The sequence below is a fragment of the Leclercia sp. G3L genome (genome assembly GCF_021117075.1).
GTDB classification, from domain to species: Bacteria; Pseudomonadota; Gammaproteobacteria; order Enterobacterales; family Enterobacteriaceae; genus Enterobacter; species Enterobacter adecarboxylatus_C.
Window position 1 is genome coordinate 4612038 of the sequence record NZ_CP088265.1, and the last position, 25769, is coordinate 4637806.

The 25769-nt window shown below is 55.3% G+C and carries 26 protein-coding genes and 5 tRNA genes; 9 read left to right on the forward strand and 22 right to left on the reverse strand.

What is annotated here, in order from left to right:
• Nucleotides 1-81 precede the first annotated feature (81 nt).
• The gene (locus tag LRS40_RS23585; protein WP_039029358.1) at nucleotides 82-231 is read right to left on the reverse strand and encodes an AcrZ family multidrug efflux pump-associated protein; all 150 of its coding nucleotides are present in this window, start codon (nucleotides 229-231) and stop codon (nucleotides 82-84) included.
• A gap of 127 nt (nucleotides 232-358) precedes the next feature.
• Between LRS40_RS23585 and modE the strand changes: the two genes are divergently transcribed.
• From modE to gpmA, 7 genes are all read left to right on the forward strand, one after another.
• Nucleotides 359-1147, forward strand: coding sequence for a molybdenum-dependent transcriptional regulator (modE, locus tag LRS40_RS23590; protein WP_142488733.1), 789 nt, complete (start codon nucleotides 359-361; stop codon nucleotides 1145-1147).
• A gap of 67 nt (nucleotides 1148-1214) precedes the next feature.
• On the forward strand, nucleotides 1215-2684 hold the full coding sequence (gene modF, locus LRS40_RS23595) for a molybdate ABC transporter ATP-binding protein ModF (protein WP_231312845.1): 1470 nt from the start codon (nucleotides 1215-1217) through the stop codon (nucleotides 2682-2684).
• Nucleotides 2685-2889: 205 nt separating this feature from the next.
• Nucleotides 2890-3906, forward strand: coding sequence for a UDP-glucose 4-epimerase GalE (gene galE / locus LRS40_RS23600; protein ID WP_142488731.1), 1017 nt, complete (start codon nucleotides 2890-2892; stop codon nucleotides 3904-3906).
• A 9-nt stretch (nucleotides 3907-3915) separates the two neighbouring features.
• Nucleotides 3916-4962 (forward strand): galactose-1-phosphate uridylyltransferase, encoded by a 1047-nt coding sequence (gene galT, locus LRS40_RS23605; protein WP_142488730.1) that lies wholly within the window; start codon nucleotides 3916-3918, stop codon nucleotides 4960-4962.
• Between the two features lie 2 nt (nucleotides 4963-4964).
• A complete protein-coding gene (gene galK, locus LRS40_RS23610) occupies nucleotides 4965-6113 on the forward strand; it encodes a galactokinase (protein ID WP_231312846.1) in 1149 nt (382 codons plus the stop codon).
• Entirely contained in the window at nucleotides 6107-7147 is a 1041-nt protein-coding gene (gene galM / locus LRS40_RS23615) for a galactose-1-epimerase (protein ID WP_231312847.1), read from the forward strand. Before galK ends, galM begins: the two co-directional genes overlap by 7 nt.
• Nucleotides 7148-7359: 212 nt before the next feature.
• A complete protein-coding gene (gene gpmA, locus LRS40_RS23620; protein ID WP_032617105.1) occupies nucleotides 7360-8112 on the forward strand; it encodes a 2,3-diphosphoglycerate-dependent phosphoglycerate mutase in 753 nt (250 codons plus the stop codon).
• 67 nt (nucleotides 8113-8179) lie between these two features.
• Here gpmA and aroG read toward each other — a convergent pair whose 3' ends face one another.
• The gene (gene aroG, locus LRS40_RS23625) at nucleotides 8180-9232 is read right to left on the reverse strand and encodes a 3-deoxy-7-phosphoheptulonate synthase AroG (protein ID WP_142488727.1); all 1053 of its coding nucleotides are present in this window, start codon (nucleotides 9230-9232) and stop codon (nucleotides 8180-8182) included.
• A 321-nt stretch (nucleotides 9233-9553) separates the two neighbouring features.
• Here aroG and LRS40_RS23630 point away from each other — a divergent pair, with 321 nt between their 5' ends.
• Nucleotides 9554-10048: a protein YbgS gene (locus LRS40_RS23630; RefSeq protein WP_142490076.1), complete on the forward strand. Its 495-nt coding sequence runs from the start codon at nucleotides 9554-9556 to the stop codon at nucleotides 10046-10048.
• Nucleotides 10049-10156: 108 nt separating this feature from the next.
• The gene (zitB, locus tag LRS40_RS23635; protein ID WP_231312848.1) at nucleotides 10157-11095 is read left to right on the forward strand and encodes a CDF family zinc transporter ZitB; all 939 of its coding nucleotides are present in this window, start codon (nucleotides 10157-10159) and stop codon (nucleotides 11093-11095) included.
• Here zitB and pnuC read toward each other — a convergent pair.
• The 20 genes from pnuC to sucC all read right to left on the reverse strand — a co-directional run bounded on the left by pnuC (nucleotide 11092) and on the right by sucC (nucleotide 25764).
• Nucleotides 11092-11811, reverse strand: a complete 720-nt coding sequence (pnuC, locus tag LRS40_RS23640) for a nicotinamide riboside transporter PnuC (RefSeq protein ID WP_231312849.1) — start codon at nucleotides 11809-11811, stop codon at nucleotides 11092-11094. The two genes, zitB and pnuC, sit on opposite strands and share 4 nt — an antisense overlap.
• A gap of 29 nt (nucleotides 11812-11840) precedes the next feature.
• A complete protein-coding gene (gene nadA, locus LRS40_RS23645; RefSeq protein WP_142488724.1) occupies nucleotides 11841-12884 on the reverse strand; it encodes a quinolinate synthase NadA in 1044 nt (347 codons plus the stop codon).
• Between the two features lie 341 nt (nucleotides 12885-13225).
• Nucleotides 13226-13301: transfer RNA gene (locus LRS40_RS23650), tRNA-Lys, on the reverse strand.
• A 31-nt stretch (nucleotides 13302-13332) separates the two neighbouring features.
• Nucleotides 13333-13408: transfer RNA gene (locus LRS40_RS23655), tRNA-Lys, on the reverse strand.
• Nucleotides 13409-13453: 45 nt separating this feature from the next.
• Nucleotides 13454-13529: transfer RNA gene (locus LRS40_RS23660), tRNA-Lys, on the reverse strand.
• Nucleotides 13530-13532: 3 nt separating this feature from the next.
• Nucleotides 13533-13608 (reverse strand) — tRNA-Val (locus LRS40_RS23665).
• Between the two features lie 26 nt (nucleotides 13609-13634).
• Nucleotides 13635-13710, reverse strand: a tRNA-Lys gene (locus LRS40_RS23670).
• A gap of 162 nt (nucleotides 13711-13872) precedes the next feature.
• The gene (gene cpoB / locus LRS40_RS23675) at nucleotides 13873-14667 is read right to left on the reverse strand and encodes a cell division protein CpoB (RefSeq protein WP_231312850.1); all 795 of its coding nucleotides are present in this window, start codon (nucleotides 14665-14667) and stop codon (nucleotides 13873-13875) included.
• Nucleotides 14668-14676: 9 nt separating this feature from the next.
• Nucleotides 14677-15198 (reverse strand): peptidoglycan-associated lipoprotein Pal, encoded by a 522-nt coding sequence (gene pal / locus LRS40_RS23680; protein WP_032617096.1) that lies wholly within the window; start codon nucleotides 15196-15198, stop codon nucleotides 14677-14679.
• A 34-nt stretch (nucleotides 15199-15232) separates the two neighbouring features.
• A complete protein-coding gene (gene tolB, locus LRS40_RS23685) occupies nucleotides 15233-16525 on the reverse strand; it encodes a Tol-Pal system beta propeller repeat protein TolB (RefSeq protein WP_106992811.1) in 1293 nt (430 codons plus the stop codon).
• A gap of 128 nt (nucleotides 16526-16653) precedes the next feature.
• The gene (gene tolA / locus LRS40_RS23690) at nucleotides 16654-18033 is read right to left on the reverse strand and encodes a cell envelope integrity protein TolA (protein ID WP_231312851.1); all 1380 of its coding nucleotides are present in this window, start codon (nucleotides 18031-18033) and stop codon (nucleotides 16654-16656) included.
• Nucleotides 18034-18070: 37 nt separating this feature from the next.
• Nucleotides 18071-18499 carry a colicin uptake protein TolR gene (gene tolR / locus LRS40_RS23695; protein WP_032617094.1) on the reverse strand — a complete coding sequence of 143 codons (429 nt, stop codon included), beginning with the start codon at nucleotides 18497-18499 and terminating at the stop codon, nucleotides 18071-18073.
• A gap of 3 nt (nucleotides 18500-18502) precedes the next feature.
• Nucleotides 18503-19195: a Tol-Pal system protein TolQ gene (gene tolQ / locus LRS40_RS23700; RefSeq protein ID WP_072036639.1), complete on the reverse strand. Its 693-nt coding sequence runs from the start codon at nucleotides 19193-19195 to the stop codon at nucleotides 18503-18505.
• Nucleotides 19192-19596 (reverse strand): tol-pal system-associated acyl-CoA thioesterase, encoded by a 405-nt coding sequence (gene ybgC, locus LRS40_RS23705; RefSeq protein ID WP_006819080.1) that lies wholly within the window; start codon nucleotides 19594-19596, stop codon nucleotides 19192-19194. Before ybgC ends, tolQ begins: the two co-directional genes overlap by 4 nt.
• Before the next feature lie 148 nt (nucleotides 19597-19744).
• Nucleotides 19745-20029: a cyd operon protein YbgE gene (ybgE, locus tag LRS40_RS23710; protein ID WP_231312852.1), complete on the reverse strand. Its 285-nt coding sequence runs from the start codon at nucleotides 20027-20029 to the stop codon at nucleotides 19745-19747.
• Complete coding sequence (gene cydX / locus LRS40_RS23715) at nucleotides 20029-20142, reverse strand: cytochrome bd-I oxidase subunit CydX (RefSeq protein ID WP_006177208.1); 114 nt, start codon at nucleotides 20140-20142, stop codon at nucleotides 20029-20031. The genes ybgE and cydX overlap by 1 nt, the downstream gene beginning before the upstream one ends.
• Before the next feature lie 14 nt (nucleotides 20143-20156).
• Nucleotides 20157-21296, reverse strand: a complete 1140-nt coding sequence (cydB, locus tag LRS40_RS23720) for a cytochrome d ubiquinol oxidase subunit II (RefSeq protein ID WP_142488720.1) — start codon at nucleotides 21294-21296, stop codon at nucleotides 20157-20159.
• 15 nt (nucleotides 21297-21311) lie between these two features.
• Nucleotides 21312-22913 (reverse strand): cytochrome ubiquinol oxidase subunit I, encoded by a 1602-nt coding sequence (gene cydA / locus LRS40_RS23725; RefSeq protein WP_231312853.1) that lies wholly within the window; start codon nucleotides 22911-22913, stop codon nucleotides 21312-21314.
• Between the two features lie 815 nt (nucleotides 22914-23728).
• Nucleotides 23729-24598, reverse strand: a complete 870-nt coding sequence (sucD, locus tag LRS40_RS23730; protein ID WP_032617085.1) for a succinate--CoA ligase subunit alpha — start codon at nucleotides 24596-24598, stop codon at nucleotides 23729-23731.
• Nucleotides 24598-25764, reverse strand: a complete 1167-nt coding sequence (sucC, locus tag LRS40_RS23735) for an ADP-forming succinate--CoA ligase subunit beta (RefSeq protein WP_142488718.1) — start codon at nucleotides 25762-25764, stop codon at nucleotides 24598-24600. Before sucC ends, sucD begins: the two co-directional genes overlap by 1 nt.
• Nucleotides 25765-25769: the final 5 nt, after the last annotated feature.

The following is a 25769-nucleotide window of genomic DNA, read 5'->3' on the forward strand; positions in this document are numbered from 1 at the left end:
TGATGCCGTAAGTAATATCGGCGCGGAAGGGGGAAACTTGAGAGCAAAACGCCCGGCGGAACCGGGCGTTTTTACAGGAAATTAATGCTGTTTTTTCGGCTGTTTTCTGTGGCCGATATTGGAAAAGATGTTAAACACCTCACCCAGGCCGTAGATGGCACCGAGAATGATAGCCATCACCACTGGCACCATGATCACGGCGAATACCAGACTTTTCAGCAACTCTAACATGGCTTTCTCCAGACAATGTGAATGCCTTATTCTAACCGGAAAAGCGAGAAATACATCCCCTTTTGTGCGGTACAGTTTGCGCATAAAACGAATTAGGTCACAATAACCCTTTTGCCAGGACATTGTTATGCAGGCCGAAATTCTCCTCACCCTCCGTCTTTCGCAAAAATTGTTTGCCGATCCCCGCCGCATCGCCCTGCTCAAACAGATTGCGCAAACCGGTTCCATCAGCCAGGGAGCCAGGAACGCCGGCATTAGCTATAAAAGCGCCTGGGATGCCATCAATGAGATGAACACCCTGAGCGAACAGACTCTGGTCGAACGCGCTACCGGCGGCAAAGGCGGCGGCGGTGCGATACTGACGCGCTACGGACAGCGGCTGATCCAGCTCTATGACCTGCTGGGGCAGATCCAACAGAAAGCCTTCGATGTCTTAAGCGACGACGACGCCCTGCCGCTGGACAGCCTGCTTGGCGCTATCTCGCGTTTCTCCTTGCAGACCAGCGCCCGCAACCAGTGGTTTGGTACGGTCACTGCCCGCGATGACGATCGCGTCCAGCAGCAGGTGGATATTTTACTCGCCGACGGCACTACCCGCCTGAAAGTGGCCATTACCGCCCAGAGCGGCGAGCGGCTGGGGCTGGATGAGGGCAAAGAGGTGCTGGTGCTGCTAAAGGCCCCCTGGGTCAGTATCACTCAGAACAGGGAAACGGCGAACCAGGCGGATAATCAATTGCAGGGGATCATTAACCATATCGATCGGGGCGATGAGCAGTGTGAAGTGCTGATGACCCTGCCCGACGGCCAGACGCTTTGCGCCACCGTGCCTGTGGCCCAGAGCCAGGGCTTAGAAGAAGGTACTGAGGTAACGGCATATTTTAATGCTGACCGGGTGATTATCGCCACGTTGTGCTAAGCGCATTGACATTCGCCCCGACACTGGGTATCCCTGATGCTTATTGCTGCATAAAATGGGATAAATCATGTCATCATTGCAAATTTCGCAAGGCACGTTTCGTCTTAGCGATACCCGTACGCTCACGCTCGCGGATTTTACGCTCAATGCTGGTGAAAGCTGGGCGTTCGTTGGCAGTAACGGCAGCGGCAAGTCTGCCCTCGCCCGGGCGCTGGCCGGGGAGCTGACGCTGCTGAAGGGCGAACGCCAGAGCACCTTTACGCGTCTGACCCGCCTCTCCTTTGAACAGCTGCAAAAACTGGTTAGTGACGAGTGGCAGCGCAACAACACCGATCTGCTCAGCCCCGGCGAAGAAGATACCGGCCGCACGGCATCTGAGATTATCCAGGACGAGATCAAAGACGACGCCCGCTGCCGCCAGCTGGCGGAACAGTTCGGCATCGCTCACCTGCTGGACCGACGCTTTAAATACCTCTCCACCGGCGAAACCCGCAAAACGCTGCTGTGCCAGGCCCTGATGGCCGCACCTGAACTGCTGATCCTCGATGAGCCTTTCGACGGCCTCGATGTGAAATCCCGCGGGCAGCTGGCGGATCTGCTGGCCTCGCTTAATCAGCAGGGTTACACCCTGGTGCTGGTCCTCAACCGTTTCGACGAGATCCCCGATTTTGTGAAGAACGCCGGGGTACTGGCCGACTGTACCCTGACGGCGGTAGGGGAAAAAGCGGCCCTGCTGAACCAGGCCCTGATTGCCCAGCTGGCGCACAGTGAAAAGCTGAACGGCGTCACCCTGCCCGAACCGGATGCCCCTTCGGCACGCCATGCCCTGCCGCAGGATCAACCGCGGATTGTGCTCAACAACGGCGTGGTGTCGTATAACGATCGCCCGATCCTTGACCATCTGAGCTGGACGGTAAATCCCGGCGAGCACTGGCAGATTGTCGGCCCCAACGGCGCCGGTAAATCGACCCTGCTGAGCCTGATTACCGGCGATCATCCCCAGGGCTACAGCAACGATCTCACCCTCTTTGGCCGCCGTCGCGGCAGCGGCGAAACCATCTGGGATATCAAAAAGCATATCGGCTATGTCAGCAGCAGCCTGCACCTCGATTACCGCGTCAGCACCACGGTGCGCAATGTCATTCTGTCGGGGTATTTCGACTCTATCGGAATTTATCAGGCGGTTTCCGACAGGCAGCACAAGCTGGCGCAGCAGTGGCTGGATATCCTCGGGATGGATAACCGGGTCGCGGATGCGCCGTTCAGCAGCCTGTCGTGGGGCCAGCAGCGGCTGGCGCTGATCGTGCGCGCGCTGGTGAAGCACCCGACCCTGCTGATCCTCGACGAGCCCTTGCAGGGGCTGGATCCGCTTAACCGCCAGCTGATCCGCCGATTTGTGGATGTGCTGATTAGCGAAGGGGAAACGCAGCTGCTGTTTGTCTCTCACCATGCGGAAGATGCTCCCGCCTGTATCACCCACCGCCTGGAGTTTGTCGCTGACGGCGACAGTTACCGCTACCGGACGGGCCCGGTCTGACATCCTGACGGGGGACGCCCCCCCGTTTTTTTCAGATAACCTGCAACATCCCATCCCGGGCACTTTGATTTACAATCCTTTTTTAGCCAGAAAGCGGTTGCGCTTCATCCAGTGTAAACGATTCCACTAATTTATCCCATGTCACACTTTCCTGCTCTCTGTTATGCTAGGGTTATCTCATACCCTAAGCCTAATGGAGCGAAATATGCGAGTTCTGGTAACAGGTGGTAGCGGTTACATAGGAAGTCATACCTGTGTGCAACTGCTGCAAAATGGCCACGACGTCATCATCCTTGATAACCTGTGCAACAGTAAACGCAGCGTGCTGCCGGTCATGGAACGCCTGGCCGGTAAACAGCCTGCCTTTGTCGAAGGCGATATTCGTAACGAAGCGCTGATGACCGAGATCCTCCACGATCACGCCATTGAGGCAGTGATCCACTTTGCCGGGCTGAAAGCCGTGGGCGAGTCGGTGTCAAAACCGCTGGAGTATTACGATAACAACGTCAACGGTACGCTGCGTCTGATCTCCGCCATGCGCGCCGCGGGCGTGAAAAACTTTATCTTTAGCTCCTCTGCCACCGTCTATGGCGACCAGCCGCAAATCCCTTATGCCGAAAGCTTCCCGACCGGGACGCCGCAAAGCCCGTACGGCAAAAGCAAGCTGATGGTGGAACAGATCCTGACCGACCTGCAAAAAGCCCAGCCTGACTGGAGTATCGCCCTGCTGCGCTATTTCAACCCGGTGGGCGCGCATCCGTCAGGGGATATGGGCGAAGATCCGCAGGGTATCCCCAATAACCTGATGCCGTACATTGCCCAGGTGGCAGTAGGCCGTCGTGATTCGCTGGCGGTGTTCGGCAACGACTACCCGACCCCGGACGGCACCGGCGTTCGCGACTACATTCATGTGATGGATCTCGCCGACGGTCACGTGGCGGCTATGCAGCAGCTGGCCGATAAACCGGGCGTCCATATTTACAACCTCGGCGCAGGCGTCGGCAGCAGCGTGCTGGACGTGGTGAACGCCTTCAGCGCCGCCTGCGGCAAACCGGTGAGCTATCACTTTGCCCCACGTCGCGACGGCGATCTGCCCGCCTACTGGGCGGATGCCACCAAGGCCGAGAAAGAGCTTAACTGGCGTGTTTCGCGCACGCTCGATGAAATGGCACAGGATACCTGGCGCTGGCAGTCTCGCCACCCGCAGGGCTATCCGGACTAAGGATCTGTCATGACCCAATTTAACCCCGTCGATCACCCACATCGTCGTTTCAATCCGTTAACCGGGCAGTGGATCCTGGTGTCACCGCATCGCGCCAAGCGTCCCTGGCAGGGCGCACAGGAGACGCCAGCTAAACAGACGCTGCCGCAGCACGATCCGGACTGTTTCCTCTGTCCGGGGAATACCCGCGTCACCGGGGATATTAACCCCGACTATACAGGCACCTTCGTTTTCACTAACGACTTTGCCGCCCTGATGACCGATACGCCGGACGCGCCGCAGAGTGACGATCCGCTGCTGCGCTGCGAAAGCGCACGCGGCACCAGCCGGGTGATCTGCTTCTCGCCGGATCACAGCAAAACCCTGCCGGAACTGAGCGTTGAGGCCCTGACCGAGGTCGTGAAAACCTGGCAGGAACAGACCGCCGAGCTGGGGCAGCGCTATCCCTGGGTGCAGGTCTTTGAGAACAAAGGCGCAGCCATGGGCTGCTCCAACCCCCATCCGCACGGCCAGGTGTGGGCCAACAGCTTTATGCCTAACGAAGTGGAGCGGGAAGATCGCCTGCAAAAGACCTATTTCGCTGAGCAGGAATCGCCGATGCTGTTGGACTATGTCCAGCGCGAGCTGGCCGACGGTAGCCGCACCGTGGTGGAAACCGAGCACTGGTTAGCCGTGGTACCGTACTGGGCGGCATGGCCGTTCGAAACCCTGCTGCTGCCGAAAGCCCACGTTCTGCGGATCACCGATTTGAGCGAAGCCCAACGCAGCGATCTGGCGCTGGCGCTGAAAAAGCTGACCAGCCGTTATGACAACCTGTTCCAGTGCTCTTTCCCGTATTCCATGGGCTGGCACGGCGCGCCCTTTAATGGCGAAGAGAATCAACACTGGCAGTTGCACGCCCACTTTTATCCGCCGCTGCTGCGCTCCGCGACCGTACGTAAATTTATGGTCGGCTACGAGATGCTGGCGGAAACCCAGCGTGATCTGACGGCGGAACAGGCCGCAGAACGCCTGCGTGCAGTGAGTGATGTCCATTTTCGCGAATCCGGAGAATAACAATGAGCCTGAAAGATAAAACCCACGCCCTGTTTGCTGAAAAATTCGGCTACCCTGCCACTCACGCGATTCAGGCCCCAGGCCGCGTTAACCTGATCGGCGAGCATACCGACTACAACGACGGTTTCGTCCTGCCCTGCGCCATTGATTACCAGACGGTAATCAGCTGCGCGAAACGCGACGACCGCAAGGTGCGCGTGCTGGCGGCCGATTACGTCAACCAGATCGACGAGTTCTCGCTGGATGCGCCTATTGTTGAGCACGACAGCCAGCAGTGGTCGAACTACGTTCGCGGCGTGGTAAAACACCTGCAGAAGCGCAACAAGAACTTTGGCGGTGCGGATCTGGTGATCAGCGGCAACGTACCTCAGGGCGCGGGCTTAAGCTCATCCGCCTCGCTGGAAGTGGCGGTCGGCACCGTGTTCCAGCAGCTCTATCATCTGCCGCTGGACGGCGCGCAGATCGCCCTTAACGGCCAGGAAGCAGAGAACCAGTTCGTCGGCTGCAACTGCGGCATTATGGATCAGCTGATCTCGGCGCTGGGCAAAAAAGGCCACGCGTTGCTGATCGACTGCCGCTCGCTGGGCACCAAAGCGGTCAGCCTGCCGAAAGGCGCGGCGGTTGTTATCATCAACAGTAATTTCAAACGCACCCTGGTCGGCAGCGAGTACAACACCCGCCGCGAGCAGTGTGAAACCGGGGCGCGCTTCTTCCAGCAGTCTGCGCTGCGTGACGTCTCACTCGCTGAGTTCAATAAAGTGGCCCACGAGCTGGATCCGGTAGTCGCCAAACGCGTTCGTCACGTCCTGACCGAAAACGCCCGTACCGTGGAAGCGGCGGCAGCGCTGGAGAAAGGCGATCTGCGTCGGATGGGCGAGCTGATGGCTGAGTCGCATGCCTCCATGCGCGATGATTTCGAAATCACCGTACCGCAGATCGACACCCTGGTGGAGATTGTCAAAGCGGCGATTGGCGAGCAGGGCGGCGTGCGTATGACCGGAGGCGGTTTCGGTGGCTGCATCGTGGCGCTGGTGCCGGAGGCGTTAGTCCCGGTTGTTCAGCAAGCCGTTGAGCAGCAGTATGAAGCCAAAACCGGTATCAAAGAGACCTTCTATGTTTGCAACGCCTCACAAGGAGCTGGCCAGTGCTAAACGAAACACCTGTTCTCGCCCCTGACGGCCTGCCGTACCGCCTGATCACTCTGCGCAACAGCGCGGGGATGGTGGTGACGCTGATGGACTGGGGCGCCACGCTGCTTTCCGCCCGCGTCCCGATGCGTGACGGCAGCGTGCGCGAAACCCTGCTCGGCTGTGCCTCACCTGAGCAATACGTTGAACAAACCGCGTTCCTTGGCGCTTCGGTGGGCCGTTATGCCAACCGTATCGCCAAAAGCAGTTTTAAGCTGGATGGCGTGCGCTATGCGCTGCTGCCAAGCCAGGGCGAAAACCAGCTGCACGGCGGCCCGGACGGCTTCGACAAGCGTCGCTGGCGCATTATCAAGCAGAACGATGGCGAAGCGCTGCTGACCCTCCACTCCCCGGATGGCGATCAGGGCTACCCGGGTAACTGTGAGACGAGCGTCCATTATCGCTTAACGGATGATAACCGGATCGCCATTGAATACCGCGCCACGGTGGACAAGCCCTGCCCGGTCAACCTGACCAACCACGCTTACTTCAACCTCGACGGCGACTGCAGCGACGTGCGTAACCACAGGCTGCAACTGCTGGCCCAGCGCTATCTGCCGGTCGATGAAATGGGGATCCCGCAGGAAGGGTTAAAAGCCGTGGCGGGCACCAGCTTTGATTTCCGCACCACCAAAGCTATCGCCCAGGATTTCCTGGCGGATGACCATCAGCGCAAGGTGAAAGGTTACGATCATGCGTTCCTGCTCGATGCCCAGGGTGACCTGAGCCAGCCTGCGGCGCACCTCTGGTCGGCCGATGAAAAGCTGCAGATGACGGTCTATACCACCGCCCCTGCCCTGCAATTCTATTCCGGTAACTTCCTCGACGGCACGCCGGCGCGGGAAGACGGTGAATATCGTGCCTGGCAAGGCCTGGCGCTGGAGAGCGAGTTTTTACCCGACAGCCCGAACCATGCGGAATGGCCGCAGCCCGACTGCATTCTGCGTCCGGGTGAAGAGTATATCAGCGTCACGGAATATCAGTTCATTACGCAATAAAAACCAGCCCTCCTGATAGAGGGCTTTTTTTTGCCCATCTTGCTGAAAATAGCGCCACTTACGGACAAAATCACAACCCCTCATTCACAAGCATCTTACACTGCGACACTATTTTCGCTATGGTTAGGGTTAAGCGTTGCCCGCGGCTCAGCCGCAGCAATATAATGAGAATTGTTATCATTCAAATAATGCTTGTTCTGGAGGAGTAAAATATGGCTGTAACTAAGCTGGTTCTGGTACGTCACGGCGAAAGCCAGTGGAACAACGAAAACCGTTTTACCGGTTGGTATGATGTTGACCTGTCCGAGAAAGGCGTTGGCGAAGCGAAAGCAGCGGGCAAACTGCTGAAAGACGAAGGCTTCAGCTTCGATTTTGCTTATACCTCCGTGCTGAAACGTGCCATCCACACCCTGTGGAACGTGCTGGACGAACTGGATCAGGCCTGGCTGCCGGTTGAGAAATCCTGGAAACTGAACGAGCGTCACTACGGTGCGCTGCAGGGTCTGAACAAAGCAGAAACCGCAGAAAAATACGGTGACGAGCAGGTTAAACAGTGGCGTCGCGGCTTCGCGGTAACCCCACCAGAGCTGACCAAAGATGACGAGCGCTACCCAGGTCACGACCCGCGTTACGCGAAACTGACCGATGCTGAGCTGCCACAGACTGAAAGCCTGGCGCTGACTATCGATCGCGTGGTGCCTTACTGGAACGAAACCATCCTGCCACGCCTGAAAAGCGGCGAGCGCGTGATCATCGCTGCTCACGGTAACTCCCTGCGTGCGCTGGTGAAATACCTGGACAACATGGGCGAAGACGAGATCCTCGAGCTGAACATCCCAACCGGCGTACCGCTGGTGTACGAGTTCGACGAAAACTTCAAACCAATCAAGCACTACTACCTGGGTAACGCTGACGAGATCGCGGCTAAAGCTGCGGCCGTTGCGAACCAGGGTAAAGCCAAGTAATAAAAAAGCCCGGTCGCGATGACCGGGCCTCAGATGCTGAATGCCGGATACTTATCCGGCATTTTTTTTAGCCGCGACGGGCTTTCACCGCGTTTGCCAGCTGGCGCAGTACCGTTTCGGTATCGTCCCAGCCGATGCAGGCATCGGTAACACTCTTACCGTAAACCAGCGGCTCGCTACCTTCCAGATTCTGATTGCCTTCCACCAGGTGGCTTTCAATCATCACCCCGATAATGGCCTTTTCACCGCCCGCAATCTGCTGGCAGACATCGGTGCCGACGTCCATCTGCTTTTTGAACTGCTTGCTGGAGTTGGCATGGCTGAAGTCGATCATCACCTGTGCAGGCAGACCCGCTTTGTCCAGGCCCGCCTTCACTTCCGCGACGTGCGCCGCGCTGTAGTTAGGCTCTTTGCCGCCGCGCAGAATAATATGACAGTCGCCGTTGCCGCTGGTGTTCACAATCGCAGAGTGACCCCATTTGGTCACGGAGAGGAAGCAGTGCGGCGCCCCGGCGGCGTTGATCGCGTCGATCGCCACTTTAATGGTGCCGTCGGTGCCGTTTTTAAAGCCCACCGGGCAGGAGAGCCCGGACGCAAGCTCGCGATGGACCTGAGACTCGGTGGTACGCGCGCCAATGGCGCCCCAGCTCATCAGGTCTGCCAGATATTGCGGGGTGATCATATCAAGGAACTCACCCGCCGCCGGCAGCCCGCTGTCGTTGATATCCAGCAGCAGCTTGCGGGCGATGCGCAGACCGTCGTTGATCTGGAAGCTGCCATCCATATGCGGATCGTTGATCAGCCCTTTCCAGCCCACGGTGGTACGCGGTTTTTCAAAGTAGACGCGCATGACGATTTCCAGCTCATCCTTCAGCGTCTCGCGCAGCGTCAGCAGGCGTGCTGCGTACTCTTTCGCCGCCGCAGGATCGTGAATGGAGCACGGGCCGATCACCACCAGCAGACGATCGTCATTACCTTTCAGGATCTTGTGGATCGCTTTACGGGCATGAGAAACGGTGTTGGCGGCATTTTCGGTGGCAGGAAATTTCTCAAGGAGTGCTACAGGGGGTAATAACTCATTGATCTCTTTAATACGTAAATCGTCATTCTGATAATTCATGTTCTTTCCAGCGTTGCCATATTTTTATAAACGAATGCAATCCCTTCAATCTATCTTGTCAGTCAGGAAGTGTAAACTGGCTTTTACACTTCGCACAGATAAATCCTGGAATTCGCTTAAAAAACCCCACAAAGTAGCGAAAAACGAGATACACCCTAAACTTTTTAACTGTATGCACTGCATTTATTACGTTTATCGCGATTTCATACTGACCTAAGTATGGATCATGGCATCTTTAACCACTGAGCAGTATATCGATTTCGCATATGCACTGTGGAAAGAAGTTATCCAGAACATAACGACCAGAACAGGAGCAGCATGATGAAAATGACTAAACTCGCAACCCTTTTCCTGACAGCTTCGCTCACGATGGCAAGCGGTGCAGCCCTGGCGGCTGACACTGGCTCAAGCAGCAACAACGGCCAGGCAAACGCCGCTGCGGATGCCGGAGCAGTAGCGCCTGATGCGCATCAGAATATTGCTCCAAATAATACCGGTAACAGCCAGATTAATACGGGTTCAGGCACAACTGGCACAACGGGTACTGGCACTGGCGGGACAATGCTAAACCCTGATGGCACTAACTCCACCAGCGGCACTGGCACGACTAACGGTACCGGCAACAGTTCGACTACCGGTGGCACCAACTCCGTCATGGGTAATGATGACCCAAGCAAGATGGACAGTAGCGGCATGACCAAGGACGACCAGCACAAGAACTCAATGTGTAAAGATGGCAAATGTCCGGATCAGTCCGGCAAAGTCGATACTGAAAGAACTCCGCAAGAACAAAAAACTGACGGCACTACCCAGTAATTAACGGTAATGCGGTTATGATGAAGGAGAGCTACGGCTCTCCTTTGTTTTTTGTGTAAGATGCTAAAAACGCTACGCTTACAATAATAATGAACCGGGACATCATTCATGGCGCACGCCCACTCTCACGCCCCTTCTTCGCAGGATGAAAATGCTAAACGCTTGATGCTGGCGTTCGGCGTAACCGCTATTTTTATGATCATCGAGGTGGTCGGCGGTCTGGTTTCTGGCTCGCTGGCGCTGCTGGCCGATGCCGGGCATATGTTGACGGACGCCGCAGCCCTGCTGTTTGCGCTGTTGGCGGTAGTGTTCGCTCGCCGCCCGCCGAGCCATGGCCGCACTTTTGGCTGGCTGCGTCTTACCACCCTTGCCGCATTCGTCAACGCCATTGCGCTGGTGTTAATCACGGTTTTAATTGTCTGGGAAGCCTTCCAGCGTTTCCGGCATCCTCAGCCTGTCGCTGGCGTCACCATGATGGTGGTGGCGGTTGCCGGGCTTATCGCCAATATACTGGCGTTCTGGATTTTGCATCGCGGCAGTGAAGAGAAAAACCTCAACGTGCGGGCAGCGGCGCTGCATGTGCTGGGGGATCTGCTGGGTTCGGTAGGGGCCATCGTCGCGGCGCTGGTGATCCTCTGGACGGGCTGGACGCCGATCGATCCGATACTGTCGATTTTAGTCTCGTGCCTGGTGTTACGCAGTGCCTGGCGGTTACTGCAGGAGAGCGTGAATGAGCTGCTGGAAGGGGCCCCGGCGTCGCTGGATATTCCGGCGCTGAAGCGCAACTTAACGCGATCCATTCCCGAAGTGCGCGATGTGCATCATGTTCACGTCTGGATGGTGGGAGAAAAACCGCTGATGACGCTGCATGTTCAGGTCATTCCTCCTCACGATCACGATGCTTTACTGGGGCGTATCCAGCATTTTCTGGAGCACCACTACGCCATTGCGCATAGCACCATCCAGATGGAGTACACCCCCTGTAACGGACCGGACTGCCATCTCAATGAGATCCAGTCCGACCACGCCCATCATCACCACCATTAACGTGCCAACGCGTGGGAACCCCGTTCACGCGCGCTGTTAATCCACATCCTGCTGCCGTTCAGGGCAATAAAGGTCAGGATCATATACTCCAGCGACATGGCATAGACGCCCTGCAGGGCGAAGATCACCACGCTTATGACATTAATGATCACCCACAGCAGCCAGTTTTCGACATATTTGCGGGTCATCAGGATCATAGCGGCAATCGACAGTACCATCATGCACGAATCCCAGAACGCGAAGGCATCAGGCTGTAGCTCCGGCATGGTAACGTTCAGGCCCAGGCTGCTCATCACCGACACCGCCACGCGGGTCAGGAAAGCGAACACCGGGTCGATATAGACCGTCATCAGGCCGATAGCCACTACGCAGGCCGCCAGCCAGCCGATGGCTTTCGGCAACGGCAGCCAGCGGATCTGCAGTTCCGCCTCCTGCTGGCTGTTCTGCCGCGACCAGGCATACCAGCCATAAATATTGGCTACGAAGAAGAACAGCTGCAACAGCAGGCTGGCATACAGCTGGATCTGGAAGAAGATAATGGCGAACAGCGTGACGTTCACCAGGCCAAACGCATAATTGACGATCTTCTCCAGGCTGGCGAGCCAGATACAGAGCAGACCTGCAATCGTCCCGACAGCTTCAATCCATGACAAGTCATAGCCGCCGGTGCCAATAGGTATATGTACCAGAATGTTTTGCGTGCTAAAAAAATCCATCTTTTTCCCTCAGCGTTACGTTACGTAGCTTAAGGACGTAGTGTAGCCGCAAAATCCAGCATCCGGTTAAGCGGAATTAACGCCCCTTCCCGCAGCGCCGCATCCACATGGATCTCATGCGCCGCGCCGCCCGACTCCAGCCCGTCTGCAATCGCCTTCAGTCCGTTCATTGCCATCCACGGACAGTGCGCGCAGCTGCGGCAGGTTGCCCCCTCGCCTGCGGTCGGCGCTTCCAGCAGCTCTTTCTCCGGCACCGCCTGCTGCATTTTGTAGAAGATGCCGCGATCGGTGGCGACGATAAGCTGGCGATGCGGCAGCGTTTTCGCGGCATTGATCAGCTGGCTGGTGGAACCGACGGCATCCGCCATGTTAACGATCGCCTGGGGTGACTCCGGGTGGACCAGCACAGCGGCTTCCGGATAGAGGCCTTTCATGCGCTCCAGCGCCTGGGTTTTAAACTCGTCATGAACGATACAGGCGCCCTGCCAGCACAGAATGTCTGCCCCGGTCTGTTTCTGGACGTAGTTACCCAGATGTTTGTCCGGCGCCCAGATAATTTTCTCGCCGAGACTGTCGAGATGCTCAATCAGTTCGACGGCGATGCTGGACGTTACCACCCAGTCGGCACGCGCTTTGACCGCGGCAGAGGTGTTGGCATAAACCACCACCGTTCTGTCAGGATGGGCATCGCAAAAAGCGGTGAATTCGTCGATCGGGCAGCCTAAATCCAGCGAGCACTCTGCATTGAGGGTCGGCATCAGGATGGTTTTTTCCGGGCTGAGGATTTTTGCCGTCTCGCCCATAAAACGCACCCCGGCCACCAGCAACGTTGAAGCGGGATGTTTTGCTCCGAAGCGCGCCATCTCCAGCGAGTCCGATATGCAGCCGCCGGTCTCTTCTGCCAGCTGCTGAATTTCCGGGTCAGTGTAGTAGTGCGCCACCATCACCGCATCGCGCTCTTTGAGCAAGCGCTTAATCTTTTCGCGGTAAAACTGCTTTTCGTCCACACTCAGCGGGACCGGCTTCGGCGGGAAGGGATAGATCGCGGCTTCAGGATCAAACATCACACTCATTTTGGCTTCTCGTTTTACTGGCTTAACAAGTTTGCCGTTATTTTTTGGTGGAAACCAAAGTAATGGCAATTGTGTTTTATATACTAAACAAGATAGCGAATTTGAGAGGGAAAGTCACACCAAAAGCGTGCGGGCAGCATTTGTCGGGTGGCGCTTCGCTTACCTGACCTACGTAAACCCTGGCATTTTTGATTCTGGAATAACAGATAGCAAAAAGGCGCCTTTAGGGCGCCTTTTTACATTGGTGGGTCGTGCAGGATGACTCGGCTTCGCCTCGCCCTACGGGCCGTTGCTGACGCAACGTTATCCTTCACGTTTAACATCTGAACACGATATTAAATTGGTGGGTCGTGCAGGATTCGAACCTGCGACCAATTGATTAAAAGTCAACTGCTCTACCAACTGAGCTAACGACCCCTTGCGGGATAATTTCTTATTCTATTCAGGCTGGTGGGTCGTGCAGGATTCGAACCTGCGACCAATTGATTAAAAGTCAACTGCTCTACCAACTGAGCTAACGACCCATTCGGGTGTCGCCTGAAATTTTTACTCGGTAACCAATATAAAATTGGTGGGTCGTGCAGGATTCGAACCTGCGACCAATTGATTAAAAGTCAACTGCTCTACCAACTGAGCTAACGACCCGAGTGGTGGGTGATGACGGGCTCGAACCGCCGACCCCCTCCGTGTAAAGGAGATGCTCTACCAACTGAGCTAATCACCCACTCTGTACTACCGGAACTGCTTTAGTGGTGGGTCGTGCAGGATTCGAACCTGCGACCAATTGATTAAAAGTCAACTGCTCTACCAACTGAGCTAACGACCCACTATTTTGGCTGCTTTTGGGCTGTTTGATATCCCTTGGCAACGGCGGCATATATTACTGATTTCAGAATTCTGCGCAACTAATATTTTGATGAATATCACTTAACTGCTTAGGAAGTATGCGGCAAGACCAGAAAAAACGCGATTTCTGGTCAACCGGCAATCATCCCATCGCAGCAAGACGTTTTTGCGCTTGTTTTGCACCTTCGGTGCCCGGGAACTTAGTGACCACCTGCTGGAAGACGGCCTTCGCTTTCGCGGTGTCGCCTTTGTCCTGCATGATCACCCCGACTTTGTACATCGCGTCTGGGGCTTTTGGTGATTTCGGGTAATTTTTTACCACGGAGGCAAAATAGAACGCCGCGTCGTCTTTTTTACCCTTGTTGTAATTCAGCTGTCCCAGCCAATAGTTCGCATTGGGCTGATAGGTTGAATCAGGGTATTTCTTCACGAAGTTCTGAAACGCCGCCATAGCTTCGTCCTGGCGCGAGTTATCCTGCACCAGGGCAATCGCCGCGTTGTAGTCAGTATTCGCGTCACCGCTCTGTACAGGCGCGCCTGTGGAGGCTGATGCATCAGCCTGAGGCGTTGCCGTCGCACCAGCTGCGCCACTTTGATCGCCTGCGGCTGATTGCGCTGCTGCGCCGCCATTATTCAGGCTATCCATCTGCAGCAGGATCTGCTTCTGACGCTCCACAACCTGATTGAGCTGATACTGGCTTTCCTGGATCTGTCCGCGCAGTGAATCAATATCGGTTTGGTTGTCAGAGAGCTGCTGCTGAAGTTGGGTTAAAAGCTGGCTGTGAGCATTAGAAATACGCTCGAGTTGGGTGACCCGGTCTTCTACCGGGCCTGAGCCGACACTACTGATTGGTGCCTGAGCAAAAGCGGCCCAGGGGGCCGCTATACCAACCAGTAACGACAGACTCAACAGATGATGTCTGAAGTTACTGCTCATGCAATTCTCTTAGTAAACCAGTACGGCACGACGGTTTTTGGAGTAAGCCGCTTCGTCGTGACCCAGTACTGCAGGTTTTTCTTTACCGTAAGAAACGATGGAGATCTGGTCAGCAGAAACGCCTTTACCCTGCAGGTACATTTTAACGGCGTTAGCACGACGCTCACCCAGGGAGATGTTGTACTCAGGAGTACCACGTTCGTCCGCGTGACCTTCTACGGTGACTTTGTAAGACGGGTTGCTACGCAGGAAGTTAGCGTGCGCATCCAGCATCGCAGCGAAGTCAGAACGGATGTCGAACTTGTCCAGATCGAAGTAAACAATGTTGTTCTGCTGCAGCTGTTGCATCTGAAGACGCGCCTGCTCTTCAGAAGACATATTGCCGTTGCCGTTTGCGTCCATACCAGTGCCGGCACCCATCATGCCTTCGCCGCTCTGGTCGTTGCTGGCGTTCTTGTTAGAAGAACACGCTGCGATTGCCATAACAGGCAGAGCGATCATCAGCCCTTTCAGCACTTTGTTCAGTTGCATTTCTATGATTCCTTTATTATTCAATTAATTATTATTACAGGTACGGCGACCAGGCAGGTGATTTTACCTGTCCATCAGTTGCCGGAATACGCGCTTTGAAACGCCCATCGGTAGAAACCAGATTCAGCACGGATCCCATCCCCTGAGAAGAGCTGTAGATAACCATAGTGCCGTTAGGTGCCAGACTTGGCGTTTCATCCAGGAAAGTTGACGACAGAACTTGTACGCCACCCCCACCCAGATCTTGTTTGGCAATGTGCTGCTGACCACCGGCCGAGCTAACCATTACCATAAACTTACCGTCAGCGCTCACGTCTGCGTCCTGGTTCTGTGAACCTTCCCAGGTGATACGCTGCGGTGCACCGCCGTTAACATTGACTTTATACACCTGTGGACGACCCGCCTGGTCAGAGGTAAAGGCCAGGTTCTGGCTGTCCGGGAACCAGGTTGGTTCGGTGTTGTTGCTACGACCGTCGGTGACCTGACGGATCTGGCCGGAGCCAATGTCCATCACGTACAGGTTCAGGCTACCGGTTTTAGAGAGGGCAAACGCCAGTTTAGAACCGTCCGGGGAGAATGCCGGTGCCCCGTTGTGACGTGGGAAAGAGGCAACCTGACGCACCGCGCCGTTAGACAGGGTCTGGATAACCAGCGCTGAGCGACCGCTTTCGAAGGTCACGTACGCCAGCTTAGAACCGTCCGGTGACCAGGCCGGTGACATCAGCGGCTGCGGTGAACGGTGAACGGTGAACTGGTTGTAACCGTCGTAGTCAGAGACACGCAGTTCATACGGGAACTGGCCGCCGTTGGTCTGCACGACATAAGCAATACGAGTGCGGAATGCGCCTTTGATGCTGGTCAGCTTCTCAAACACTTCATCACTCGCCGTGTGGCCTGCATAACGCAGCCACTGCTTGTTCACTTTATAGGTGTTCTGTGCCAGCACGGTACCCGGCGCGCCACCGGTGTCTACCAGCTGGTAAGCAACGGTATAACCGCCGTCCGGGTTAGGGGTAACCTGACCCACGACTACCGCATCAATACCCAGCGCGGACCATGCCGCCGGCTGCAGCTCAGCAGCAGTGCCTGGCTGCTGTGGCAGACGGGAACGGTCTAACGGGTTGAATTTACCGCTGTTGCGCAGGTCAGCGGCAACAATGCCGCCCACATCTTCCGGCGCAGCGCCTGGCCCCTTCCACTGGAATGGAACCACACCAATCGGACGTGCCGAGTCCACCCCCTGGGTGATCTCGATACGCACTTCTGCGTGCAGCACCGCTGCCCACAGCACTAAGAAACTCATTGCAACACGTAATGCCTGCTTCATCATATCTCCCATATCCGGGTAACCTTACCCGCGATAATTTAGCAGAATGTTAACAAACCCAAATAAACAAAACTACCAATCTACAGCCTCAAACTTAGACTGTTTTGCCAACTTTAGCGGGAAAATCGCTACAGTTTGAAGTCCAGTTTGGCATCTTTTACTTTTTCATAAACAGCCGTGCTAGGCGGTTTAGGAATTCTGGCCGTTTTCGCCGCCGTCAGAGCTGCCTGACATAATGCAGGATCGCCGCCCTCCTCCGTGACATCCAGCAGCAGACCGTCCGGCGCCAGCTTAATATGCAGCACACAGGACTTACCGGCATACAGGTCTGCACCGTATAAACGGCTCTGAATGGCATTACGAATTTGCGAAGCATACGCACTAATATCAGCGCCTGACGCGCCACCATTAGCACCACTTGTTCCGCTATCTTTTGCCGGTTGACCGTTACCTTTGGCCCCACCCGATTTCGGCGCATTCTTACCTGAGCTCAAATCGCCGAACAGGTCGTCAACGTCCGATGCGGCTGCTTTTTCCGCAGCGGCTTTTTTCGCTGCTGCGGCTTTCGCGGCGGCAGCTTTGTCAGCAGCAGCTTTATCGGCAGCAGCTTTCTTATCTGCAGCAGCTTTTTCGGCAGCGGCTTTTTTATCGGCGGCGGCTTTTTCTGCCGCAGCGGCTTTCTTCTCAGCAGCCGCTTTTTCTGCCGCAGCAGCTTTTTCCGCAGCGGCCTTTTCAGCGGCAGCAGCTTTTTCCGCAGCGGCCTTTTCAGCGGCAGCGGCTTTCTTAGCAGCTTCGGCGGCCGCTTTCTTCTCGGCTTCCTGGGCTGCTTGTTTGGCAGCTTCAGCTTCCGCTTTTTTCTGGGCCTCGGCGGCGGCTTTCTTCGCGGCTTCAGCTTCTACTTTCTTCTTCGCATCCGCAGCCGCTTTGGCTGCTTCGGCTTCGGCCTGTTTTTGCGCATCGGCAGCGGCTTTTTTCGCGGCTAATGCAGCAGCATCCGCGGCTTGTTTTGCCGCCTCAGCTGCCTGTTTCGCCTGAGCCTCGGCCTGCGCTTTGGCATCCGCTGCGGCTTTGGCTGCTGCCTCTTCCGCCTGCTTCTGTTTTTCCTGCGCTTGCTTCGCTGCGGCTTCAGCCTGTTTCTGCTGCTCCGCCTGCTCTTTCGCCGCTTCCTGCGCCTGCAAACGTTCTTTCTCAAGCTGCTTCAGACGTTCCTGCTCGGCGGCCTGCTTTTCACGTAGCTCTTCTGCCTGCTGTTGCGCCTGCTTTTCGCGTTGCTCTTCAGCACGTTTTGCACTCGCCTGCTGCTGTTGCTGACGATTATAGTTCTGTACTACCGCGCCGGGATCGACCATTACGGCATCGATGGATGAACCTCCCCCACCGCCGGCAGCGGTATCGAGATGCTCATCGAACGAACTCCAGATCAGTGCTGCAAAAAGAATGACATGCAGCACCGCCGAAATAATTATCGCCCGTTTAAGCTTATCGTTTTGTTCGGTTGCCTTTGACACTATGGGTTCCCAAAAACTCTGTTGTGTACGCAGATGATCAAATAGGCTGCGTCATCAAGCCGACTGACTTAACGCCCGCGCTATGCAACAGGTTCAGCGCCTTTATTATTTCATCGTAAGGCACGTCTTTCGCACCACCGATTAAGAAGACCGTTTTCGGATTTGACTGCAGACGTCGTTGCGCTTCGGCAATGACCTGCTCCGGCGGCAGCTGATCAAGACGATCTTTTTCAACCACCACGCTGTACTGCCCCACTCCGGATACCTCAATGATGACCGGTGGATCGTCATTGGTGCTTACAGCCTGAGATTCTGTCGCATCCGGCAGATCAACCTCCACGCTCTGGGTAATGATGGGTGCTGTGGCCATAAAGATCAGCAGCAGCACCAGCAGCACGTCCAGCAGCGGTACAATGTTGATTTCGGACTTCAGTTCGCGACGACCCCGTCCACGCTGTCTGGCCATGGTTTACCCCTTGTTGCTCTCGGTGCTGGTAAACGCCTGGCGGTGCAGAATCGCGGTGAACTCTTCCATAAAGTTGTCGTAGTTCAGTTCCAGTTTGTTCACGCGCTGATTCAGGCGGTTATACGCCATAACCGCAGGAATAGCGGCGAACAGACCGATAGCGGTCGCGATCAGCGCTTCTGCGATACCTGGTGCAACCATCTGCAGCGTCGCCTGTTTTACCGCGCCAAGGGCGATAAAGGCGTGCATGATCCCCCAGACCGTACCAAACAGACCGATATACGGGCTGATGGAACCGACGGTGCCAAGGAATGGGATGTGCGTTTCCAGCGTTTCCAGTTCACGGTTCATCGAGATACGCATCGCACGGGATGCCCCTTCAACGACCGCTTCCGGCGCATGGTTGTTAGCGCGGTGTAAGCGAGCGAACTCTTTGAAGCCGCTATAGAAAATTTGCTCGGAGCCGGAGAGGTTTTCACGACGCCCCTGGCTTTCCTGATACAAACGGGAAAGTTCGATACCTGACCAGAACTTATCTTCAAACGCTTCCGCTTCGCGGCCTGCTGCATTGAGGATACGGGTTCTCTGGATGATGATGGCCCAGGATGCGATTGAAAAACCAATCAAAATCAACATGATAAGTTTAACCAGAAGGCTTGCCTTCAGGAACAAATCAAGGATATTCATGTCAGTCACTGCTTAAACTCCGCGACAATAGACTTAGGAAGCGCACGAGGCTTCATGATGAGTGGATCAACACAGACAATCAGGACTTCAGCTTCGTTCAGTACCTGGTTTTCTGCATTGACGATCCGCTGCGTGAAAACCAGTGAGGTTCCGCGCATTGATGTTATTTCTGTTTGGACTTCGAGCATATCGTCGAGTCTGGCAGGCGCAAAATACTCCAGCGTCATCTTGCGTACCACGAAGGCAACTCGCTCCGCCAGCAGGACCTGCTGGCTAAAGTGATGATGGCGCAGCATCTCAGTGCGTGCTCGTTCATAAAAGGCAACGTAGCTGGCGTGGTAAACCACACCACCGGCGTCAGTGTCCTCGTAGTAGACACGAACCGGCCATCGAAACAGCGTTGTATTCACTTTACATCCCGGTAATACAAAAAGAGTTAGAGCTTTTAAACTTCGCTACTATACGCGCGGGAATGGTGGTTTGGAATGGGGGAAAGTAAACGGAGAGTAAATATTTATGGGCCAGGGTAAGCCCATAATATTAACGGATAGTTCTTATTCAGTTGAAAAAGAAAATCAGGCCGACAAGAAGGACCACATCAGCGATCAGCGGGCAGAAGATGCCCTGCCAGTGTACGGCTTTCGGCCGAAAGCCGACGCCGTGGATCATCCCGGCGCACACCGCCCACATGATGAGAAAACCGTGCCAAATTTCAAGCTCGCTGGTCTTCGCCGCAAAGCGCGACGGGTCCCAGAAGATGCAACCTGCCAGCAGCAAGGCCATCACTAAGGAAAGCGCCCGGAGCGGGCGCTTGTCCATGATCCCGTAGAGATACGCGATCATCAGTGTTTTTCTTCACCGGCTTTGGACGCTTCAACGTGCTCAAGCGCCAGGGCGGTAATCACACCAAATGCACAGGCAAGAAGCGTTCCTAAAATCCATGCGAAATACCACATATTCAGCTCCTTCCTTAATACATAGAGTGAGTATTGCTTTCGATATGTTCTTTCGTGATACGACCGTACATTTTCCAGTAACACCAGGTGGTGTAAGCCAGAATGAGCGGTACGAACACGGCAGCCACAAACGTCATCAGGTTCAGGGTCATCTGACTGGAAGTGGCATCCCACATCGTCAGGCTAGCATTCATCATGGTGCTGGATGGCATCACGAATGGGAACATCGCGATACCGGCCGTCAGAATGATGCACGCCAGCGTCAGTGAAGAGAAGACGAATGCCCATGCGCCTTTTTCCATACGGGAAGTCAGCAGGGTCAGCAGCGGCAGCACCACGCCCAGGGCCGGGATAGCCCACAGAACCGGCGTATTATTGAAGTTCACCAGCCAGGCGCCTGCCTGACGGGCGACTTCTTTGGTCAGCGGGTTAGACGGCGCGGTATGGTTAATCGCGGACGTCACCACATAACCGTCGATACCGAACATCACCCACACGCCTGCCAGCGCGAAGCCGACCAGGGTCACCAGGGCCGCAATCTGCGAGACGGCGCGGGAACGCAGGTGCAGTTCACCCACGGTACGCATCTGCAGGTAAGTTGCACCCTGAGTGAGGATCATCGCCACGCTGACCACACCCGCCAGCAGACCGAACGGGTTCAGCAGCTGGAAGAAGTTACCGGTGTAGTACAGGCGCATGTATTCATCGAGGTGGAACGGCACGCCCTGTAGCAGGTTGCCGAACGCCACGCCGATCACCAGCGGCGGCACGAAACTACCGATGAAGATGCCCCAGTCCCACATGTTGCGCCAGCGGGTGTCTTCAATCTTCGAGCGGTAGTCAAAACCGACCGGACGGAAGAACAACGATGCCAGCACCAGGATCATCGCCACATAGAAGCCGGAGAACGCAGCCGCGTAGACCATCGGCCAGGCAGCGAACAGCGCGCCGCCTGCGGTGATCAGCCACACCTGGTTACCGTCCCAGTGCGGGGCGATGGAGTTAATCATAATTCGACGCTCGGTATCATTACGACCGAGGAAGCGGGTGAGCATACCCACCCCCATGTCGAAACCGTCAGTGACCGCAAAACCAATCAGTAAGATCCCGACCAGCAGCCACCAGATAAAACGCAATACTTCATAATCGATCATTTGACGACTCCTGTCTTACCGTGCCGGCTGAGTAGTCACGGAGGACTGCTCGTAGTGGGACTGAGAAGCAACGGTTGACTGCTCATAGTGGTAGCGACCGGTTTTCAGGCTGCTTGGGCCAAGGCGCGCAAACTTGAACATCAGGAACAGTTCAGCCACCAGGAACAGGGTATACAGACCGCAAATCAGCAGCATGGAGAAAATCAGATCCCCGGCGGTCAGGGATGAGTTCGCTACCGCGGTTGGCAGCACCTCACCGATAGCCCACGGCTGACGGCCGTACTCCGCAACAAACCAGCCGGATTCGATGGCGATCCATGGCAGTGGCATGCCGTACAGCGCAGAACGCAGCAGCCATTTACGCTGACCGATACGGTTACGAATCACCGACCAGAAGGAGGCAGCAATGATCAACAGCATGATGATGCCGCAGCCCACCATGATACGGAACGCGAAGTACAGCGGCGCAACGCGTGGAATGGAGTCTTTGGTCGCCATCTGAATCTGCTCTTCCGTCGCGTCAGAGACGTTCGGGGTATAGCGTTTCAGCAGCAGGCCGTAACCGAGGTCTTTCTTCACGTTGTTGAACTGATCGCGAACGGACTGATCGGTAGAGCCGGAACGCAGCTGCTCCAGCAGGGAGTAAGCTTTCATCCCGTTACGGATACGCTCTTCATGCTGCACCAGCAGATCTTTCAGGCCGATAACCGGCGTATCCACAGAGCGGGTGGCAATGATGCCCAGCGCGTAAGGGATCTGAATAGCAAAGTGGTTTTCCTGTGCATCCTGATCGGGAATACCAAACAGGGTGAAAGCTGCCGGAGCCGGTTGGGTTTCCCACTCTGCTTCGATCGCCGCCAGTTTGGTTTTCTGCACGTCGCCCATCTCGTAACCGGATTCATCACCCAGCACGATAACGGAGAGGATAGCCGCCATACCGAAGCTCGCCGCGATGGCGAAGGAGCGCTTGGCAAAAGCGAAGTCACGACCACGCAGCATGTAGTAGGAGCTGATGCCCAGCACGAACATCGCGCCGCAGACATAGCCGGAAGCCACGGTGTGAACAAATTTCACCTGGGCAACCGGGTTCAGCACCAGCTCGGAGAAGCTGACCATCTCCATACGCATGGTTTCGAAGTTGAAATCAGATGCGATAGGGTTCTGCATCCAGCCGTTGGCTACCAGGATCCACAGCGCGGACAGGTTAGAGCCTAACGCCACCAGCCAGGTGACCGCCATATGCTGGACTTTGCCCAGACGGTCCCAACCGAAGAAGAACAGACCTACAAAGGTGGATTCGAGGAAGAAGGCCATCAGACCTTCAATGGCCAGCGGCGCACCGAAGATATCCCCGACATAGTGGGAGTAGTAAGACCAGTTTGTCCCGAACTGGAACTCCATGGTCAGACCGGTGGCCACGCCCAGCGCAAAGTTGATACCAAACAACTTGCCCCAGAACTTGGTCATATCTTTATAAATCTGTTTGCCGGAAAGGACGTAGACCGTCTCCATAATGGCCAGCAGGAACGCCATACCGAGCGTTAGTGGCACAAACAGGAAGTGGTACATCGCAGTCAAGGCAAACTGTAAGCGCGACAGTTCGACTATATCTAACATCATGACTCCTTGCTCATCGCATGAAGACTCCGGGAGTGGATCCCGTTAGAAAAGATCCACACACATGCCCCAATACAAAAAATTATCCGAATCCTTTCTTCGTTACTTAATCTTCACAGGAGGAAAAAGCCATGATGAAAGGTTACAGATACGTTAATAAAAACCCGAAATTGATCCCGCAAATATATTACGCTGCAAAACCCTTACAATAAACAGGTTTTTATTGAAAGCGCTTTACGTTTTACGACAGCGATCAATATATAGCGACTTTACCACTTTTCGACCAGATTGATCGGGAGCAATTTAACGCTTTTTGACGCCCTTTTCCAGGTATTAAATATTGATATAAATCAATATTGCGCAGACGTGTTAAGGGTGTTTCCATATGGTGAATTCAGTGAGCGCAATGTTAACGATATGTTTAAAGATGCTGGTGATAGTTATCAATGAAAGGAGGAAATATAAATAAAGGTGATTTAAATTAACGCGGCTAAGGGTTCAAATTTTTATTGATGCCGAACTATTAATGTTAGTCATTTCACAGTATTTTTTTATTGCGCTTATATCCGTGGTTTTTATTACAAATATTTTACTTTTAATAATCCATAAATTAACACTGCAATGTTAACGTTTTGTGTTTACCTGCCAAAAATAAGGATCGCACGCCGCCTGTTCGTTAATCTTTCAGCCGCCCTCCCGCTTCACACCTCTTTAGCACCCGTCCGCAGCAAAAAAAAGGCCATCTTACGATGGCCAACCATGTCGAAACGGACATTTATTATGTCAAAGCTCCCCGCACGGGGAGCAGAGAGGATTTACTTAATGATGGACTTCAGCGCTTCACCGATGTCAGCCAGGCTGCGCACGGTTTTCACGCCTGCTGCTTCCAGCGCTGCGAATTTCTCGTCCGCAGTACCTTTGCCGCCCGCGATGATAGCGCCTGCGTGGCCCATACGCTTGCCTTTAGGCGCAGTCACGCCCGCGATGTAACCTACAACCGGCTTGGTCACGTGATCTTTGATATAAGCAGCCGCTTCTTCTTCCGCGCTGCCGCCGATTTCACCGATCATGACGATCGCTTCAGTCTGCGGGTCTTCCTGGAACAGCTTCAGGATGTCGATGAAGTTAGAGCCCGGGATTGGGTCGCCGCCGATGCCCACACAGGTGGACTGGCCGAAACCATAGTCGGTGGTCTGCTTAACCGCTTCATAGGTCAGGGTACCGGAACGGGAGACGATGCCCACTTTGCCCGGCTTGTGAATGTGGCCCGGCATGATGCCGATTTTGCATTCGCCTGGGGTGATCACGCCCGGGCAGTTTGGCCCGATCATGCGCACGCCAGCTTCGTCCAGCTTCACTTTCACGGTCAGCATATCCAGCGTCGGGATACCTTCGGTGATGGTGATGATCAGTTTGATGCCTGCGTCGATCGCTTCCAGAATGGAGTCTTTGCAGAACGGGGCCGGAACGTAGATCACGGTGGCGGTCGCGCCAGTCGCTTCTACTGCTTCACGTACGGTGTTGAACACCGGCAGGCCCAGGTGGGTAGTGCCGCCTTTACCTGGCGTTACGCCGCCAACCATCTGCGTACCGTAGGCAATCGCCTGCTCAGAGTGGAATGAACCCTGGCTACCGGTGAAGCCCTGGCAGATGACTTTGGTATCTTTATTAATTAAAACGGACATTATTTCCCCTCCACTGCGGCAACTACCTGCTGAGCGGCATCCGTCAGACTTTTCGCTGCAATAATATTCAGGCCGCTGTCAGCCAGTTTTTTCGCGCCGAGTTCAGCGTTGTTCCCTTCCAGACGCACAACAACCGGGACGTTCACGCCCACTTCTTCTACCGCACCGATGATACCGTCAGCGATCAGGTCGCAACGTACGATGCCGCCGAAGATGTTCACCAGAACCGCTTTCACATTGTCGTCAGAGAGGATGATTTTGAAGGCTTCGGTCACGCGCTCTTTGGTCGCGCCGCCGCCCACGTCGAGGAAGTTTGCCGGCTCGCCGCCGTGCAGCTTAACGATGTCCATGGTGCCCATTGCCAGGCCCGCACCGTTAACCATGCAGCCGATGTTGCCATCAAGTGCCACGTAGTTCAGTTCCCACTGTGCAGCCTGCGCTTCACGTGGATCTTCCTGAGACTGGTCACGCATTTCGCGCAGATCGGCCTGGCGGAACAGCGCGTTGCCGTCAGCGCCCAGTTTGCCGTCGAGGCAGATCAGGTCGCCCTGCTTAGTGATCACCAGCGGGTTGATTTCGATCAGCGCCAGATCGCGCTCCAGGAAGATATTTGCCAGGCCCATGAAGATCTTGGTGAATTGCTGCACCAGTTTACCTTCCAGACCCAGTTTGAATGCCAGCTCGCGGCCCTGGTAAGGCATTGGGCCTGCCAGCGGATCGATGGCTACTTTGTGGATCAGGTGCGGGGTCTCTTCCGCCACTTTTTCGATTTCCACGCCGCCTTCGGTAGAGGCCATAAACACCACGCGACGGGAGCTGCGGTCTACCACGGCGCCGAGGTACAGTTCTTTTGCAATGTCGGTCGCTGCTTCAACCAGAATCTGGTTAACCGGCTGGCCGCTCGCGTCTGTCTGATAGGTCACCAGACGTTTGCCCAGCCAGTGCTCAGCAAATGCGCGGATCTCTTCTTTACTGTTAACAACTTTCACACCGCCCGCTTTGCCGCGGCCGCCAGCGTGAACCTGACATTTCACTACCCAAGGACCGGCGCCGATTTTAGATGCGGCTTCTTCTGCTTCACGAGGGGTATTGCAGGCATAACCCACCGGAGCCGGCAAGCCATACCGGGCAAACAACTGTTTTGCCTGATATTCATGTAAGTTCATGTGTT

What these genes read in the sequence shown, in the direction of transcription:
- galE (WP_142488731.1), top strand. Translation starts at nt 2,890, where the DNA reads ATGCGAGTTCTGGTAACAGGTGGTAGCGGTTACATAGGAAGTCATACC.
- cydB (WP_142488720.1), bottom strand. Translation starts at nt 21,296, where the DNA reads ATGATCGATTATGAAGTATTGCGTTTTATCTGGTGGCTGCTGGTCGGG.
- zitB (WP_231312848.1), top strand. Translation starts at nt 10,157, where the DNA reads ATGGCGCACGCCCACTCTCACGCCCCTTCTTCGCAGGATGAAAATGCT.
- cydX (WP_006177208.1), bottom strand. Translation starts at nt 20,142, where the DNA reads ATGTGGTATTTCGCATGGATTTTAGGAACGCTTCTTGCCTGTGCATTT.
- gpmA (WP_032617105.1), top strand. Translation starts at nt 7,360, where the DNA reads ATGGCTGTAACTAAGCTGGTTCTGGTACGTCACGGCGAAAGCCAGTGG.
- pnuC (WP_231312849.1), bottom strand. Translation starts at nt 11,811, where the DNA reads ATGGATTTTTTTAGCACGCAAAACATTCTGGTACATATACCTATTGGC.
- tolR (WP_032617094.1), bottom strand. Translation starts at nt 18,499, where the DNA reads ATGGCCAGACAGCGTGGACGGGGTCGTCGCGAACTGAAGTCCGAAATC.
- aroG (WP_142488727.1), bottom strand. Translation starts at nt 9,232, where the DNA reads ATGAATTATCAGAATGACGATTTACGTATTAAAGAGATCAATGAGTTA.
- sucD (WP_032617085.1), bottom strand. Translation starts at nt 24,598, where the DNA reads ATGTCCGTTTTAATTAATAAAGATACCAAAGTCATCTGCCAGGGCTTC.
- modF (WP_231312845.1), top strand. Translation starts at nt 1,215, where the DNA reads ATGTCATCATTGCAAATTTCGCAAGGCACGTTTCGTCTTAGCGATACC.
- cpoB (WP_231312850.1), bottom strand. Translation starts at nt 14,667, where the DNA reads ATGAGCAGTAACTTCAGACATCATCTGTTGAGTCTGTCGTTACTGGTT.
- sucC (WP_142488718.1), bottom strand. Translation starts at nt 25,764, where the DNA reads ATGAACTTACATGAATATCAGGCAAAACAGTTGTTTGCCCGGTATGGC.
- tolB (WP_106992811.1), bottom strand. Translation starts at nt 16,525, where the DNA reads ATGAAGCAGGCATTACGTGTTGCAATGAGTTTCTTAGTGCTGTGGGCA.
- pal (WP_032617096.1), bottom strand. Translation starts at nt 15,198, where the DNA reads ATGCAACTGAACAAAGTGCTGAAAGGGCTGATGATCGCTCTGCCTGTT.
- nadA (WP_142488724.1), bottom strand. Translation starts at nt 12,884, where the DNA reads ATGAGTGTGATGTTTGATCCTGAAGCCGCGATCTATCCCTTCCCGCCG.
- galK (WP_231312846.1), top strand. Translation starts at nt 4,965, where the DNA reads ATGAGCCTGAAAGATAAAACCCACGCCCTGTTTGCTGAAAAATTCGGC.
- ybgE (WP_231312852.1), bottom strand. Translation starts at nt 20,029, where the DNA reads ATGATCGCGTATCTCTACGGGATCATGGACAAGCGCCCGCTCCGGGCG.
- LRS40_RS23585 (WP_039029358.1), bottom strand. Translation starts at nt 231, where the DNA reads ATGTTAGAGTTGCTGAAAAGTCTGGTATTCGCCGTGATCATGGTGCCA.
- modE (WP_142488733.1), top strand. Translation starts at nt 359, where the DNA reads ATGCAGGCCGAAATTCTCCTCACCCTCCGTCTTTCGCAAAAATTGTTT.
- cydA (WP_231312853.1), bottom strand. Translation starts at nt 22,913, where the DNA reads ATGTTAGATATAGTCGAACTGTCGCGCTTACAGTTTGCCTTGACTGCG.
- galT (WP_142488730.1), top strand. Translation starts at nt 3,916, where the DNA reads ATGACCCAATTTAACCCCGTCGATCACCCACATCGTCGTTTCAATCCG.
- LRS40_RS23630 (WP_142490076.1), top strand. Translation starts at nt 9,554, where the DNA reads ATGAAAATGACTAAACTCGCAACCCTTTTCCTGACAGCTTCGCTCACG.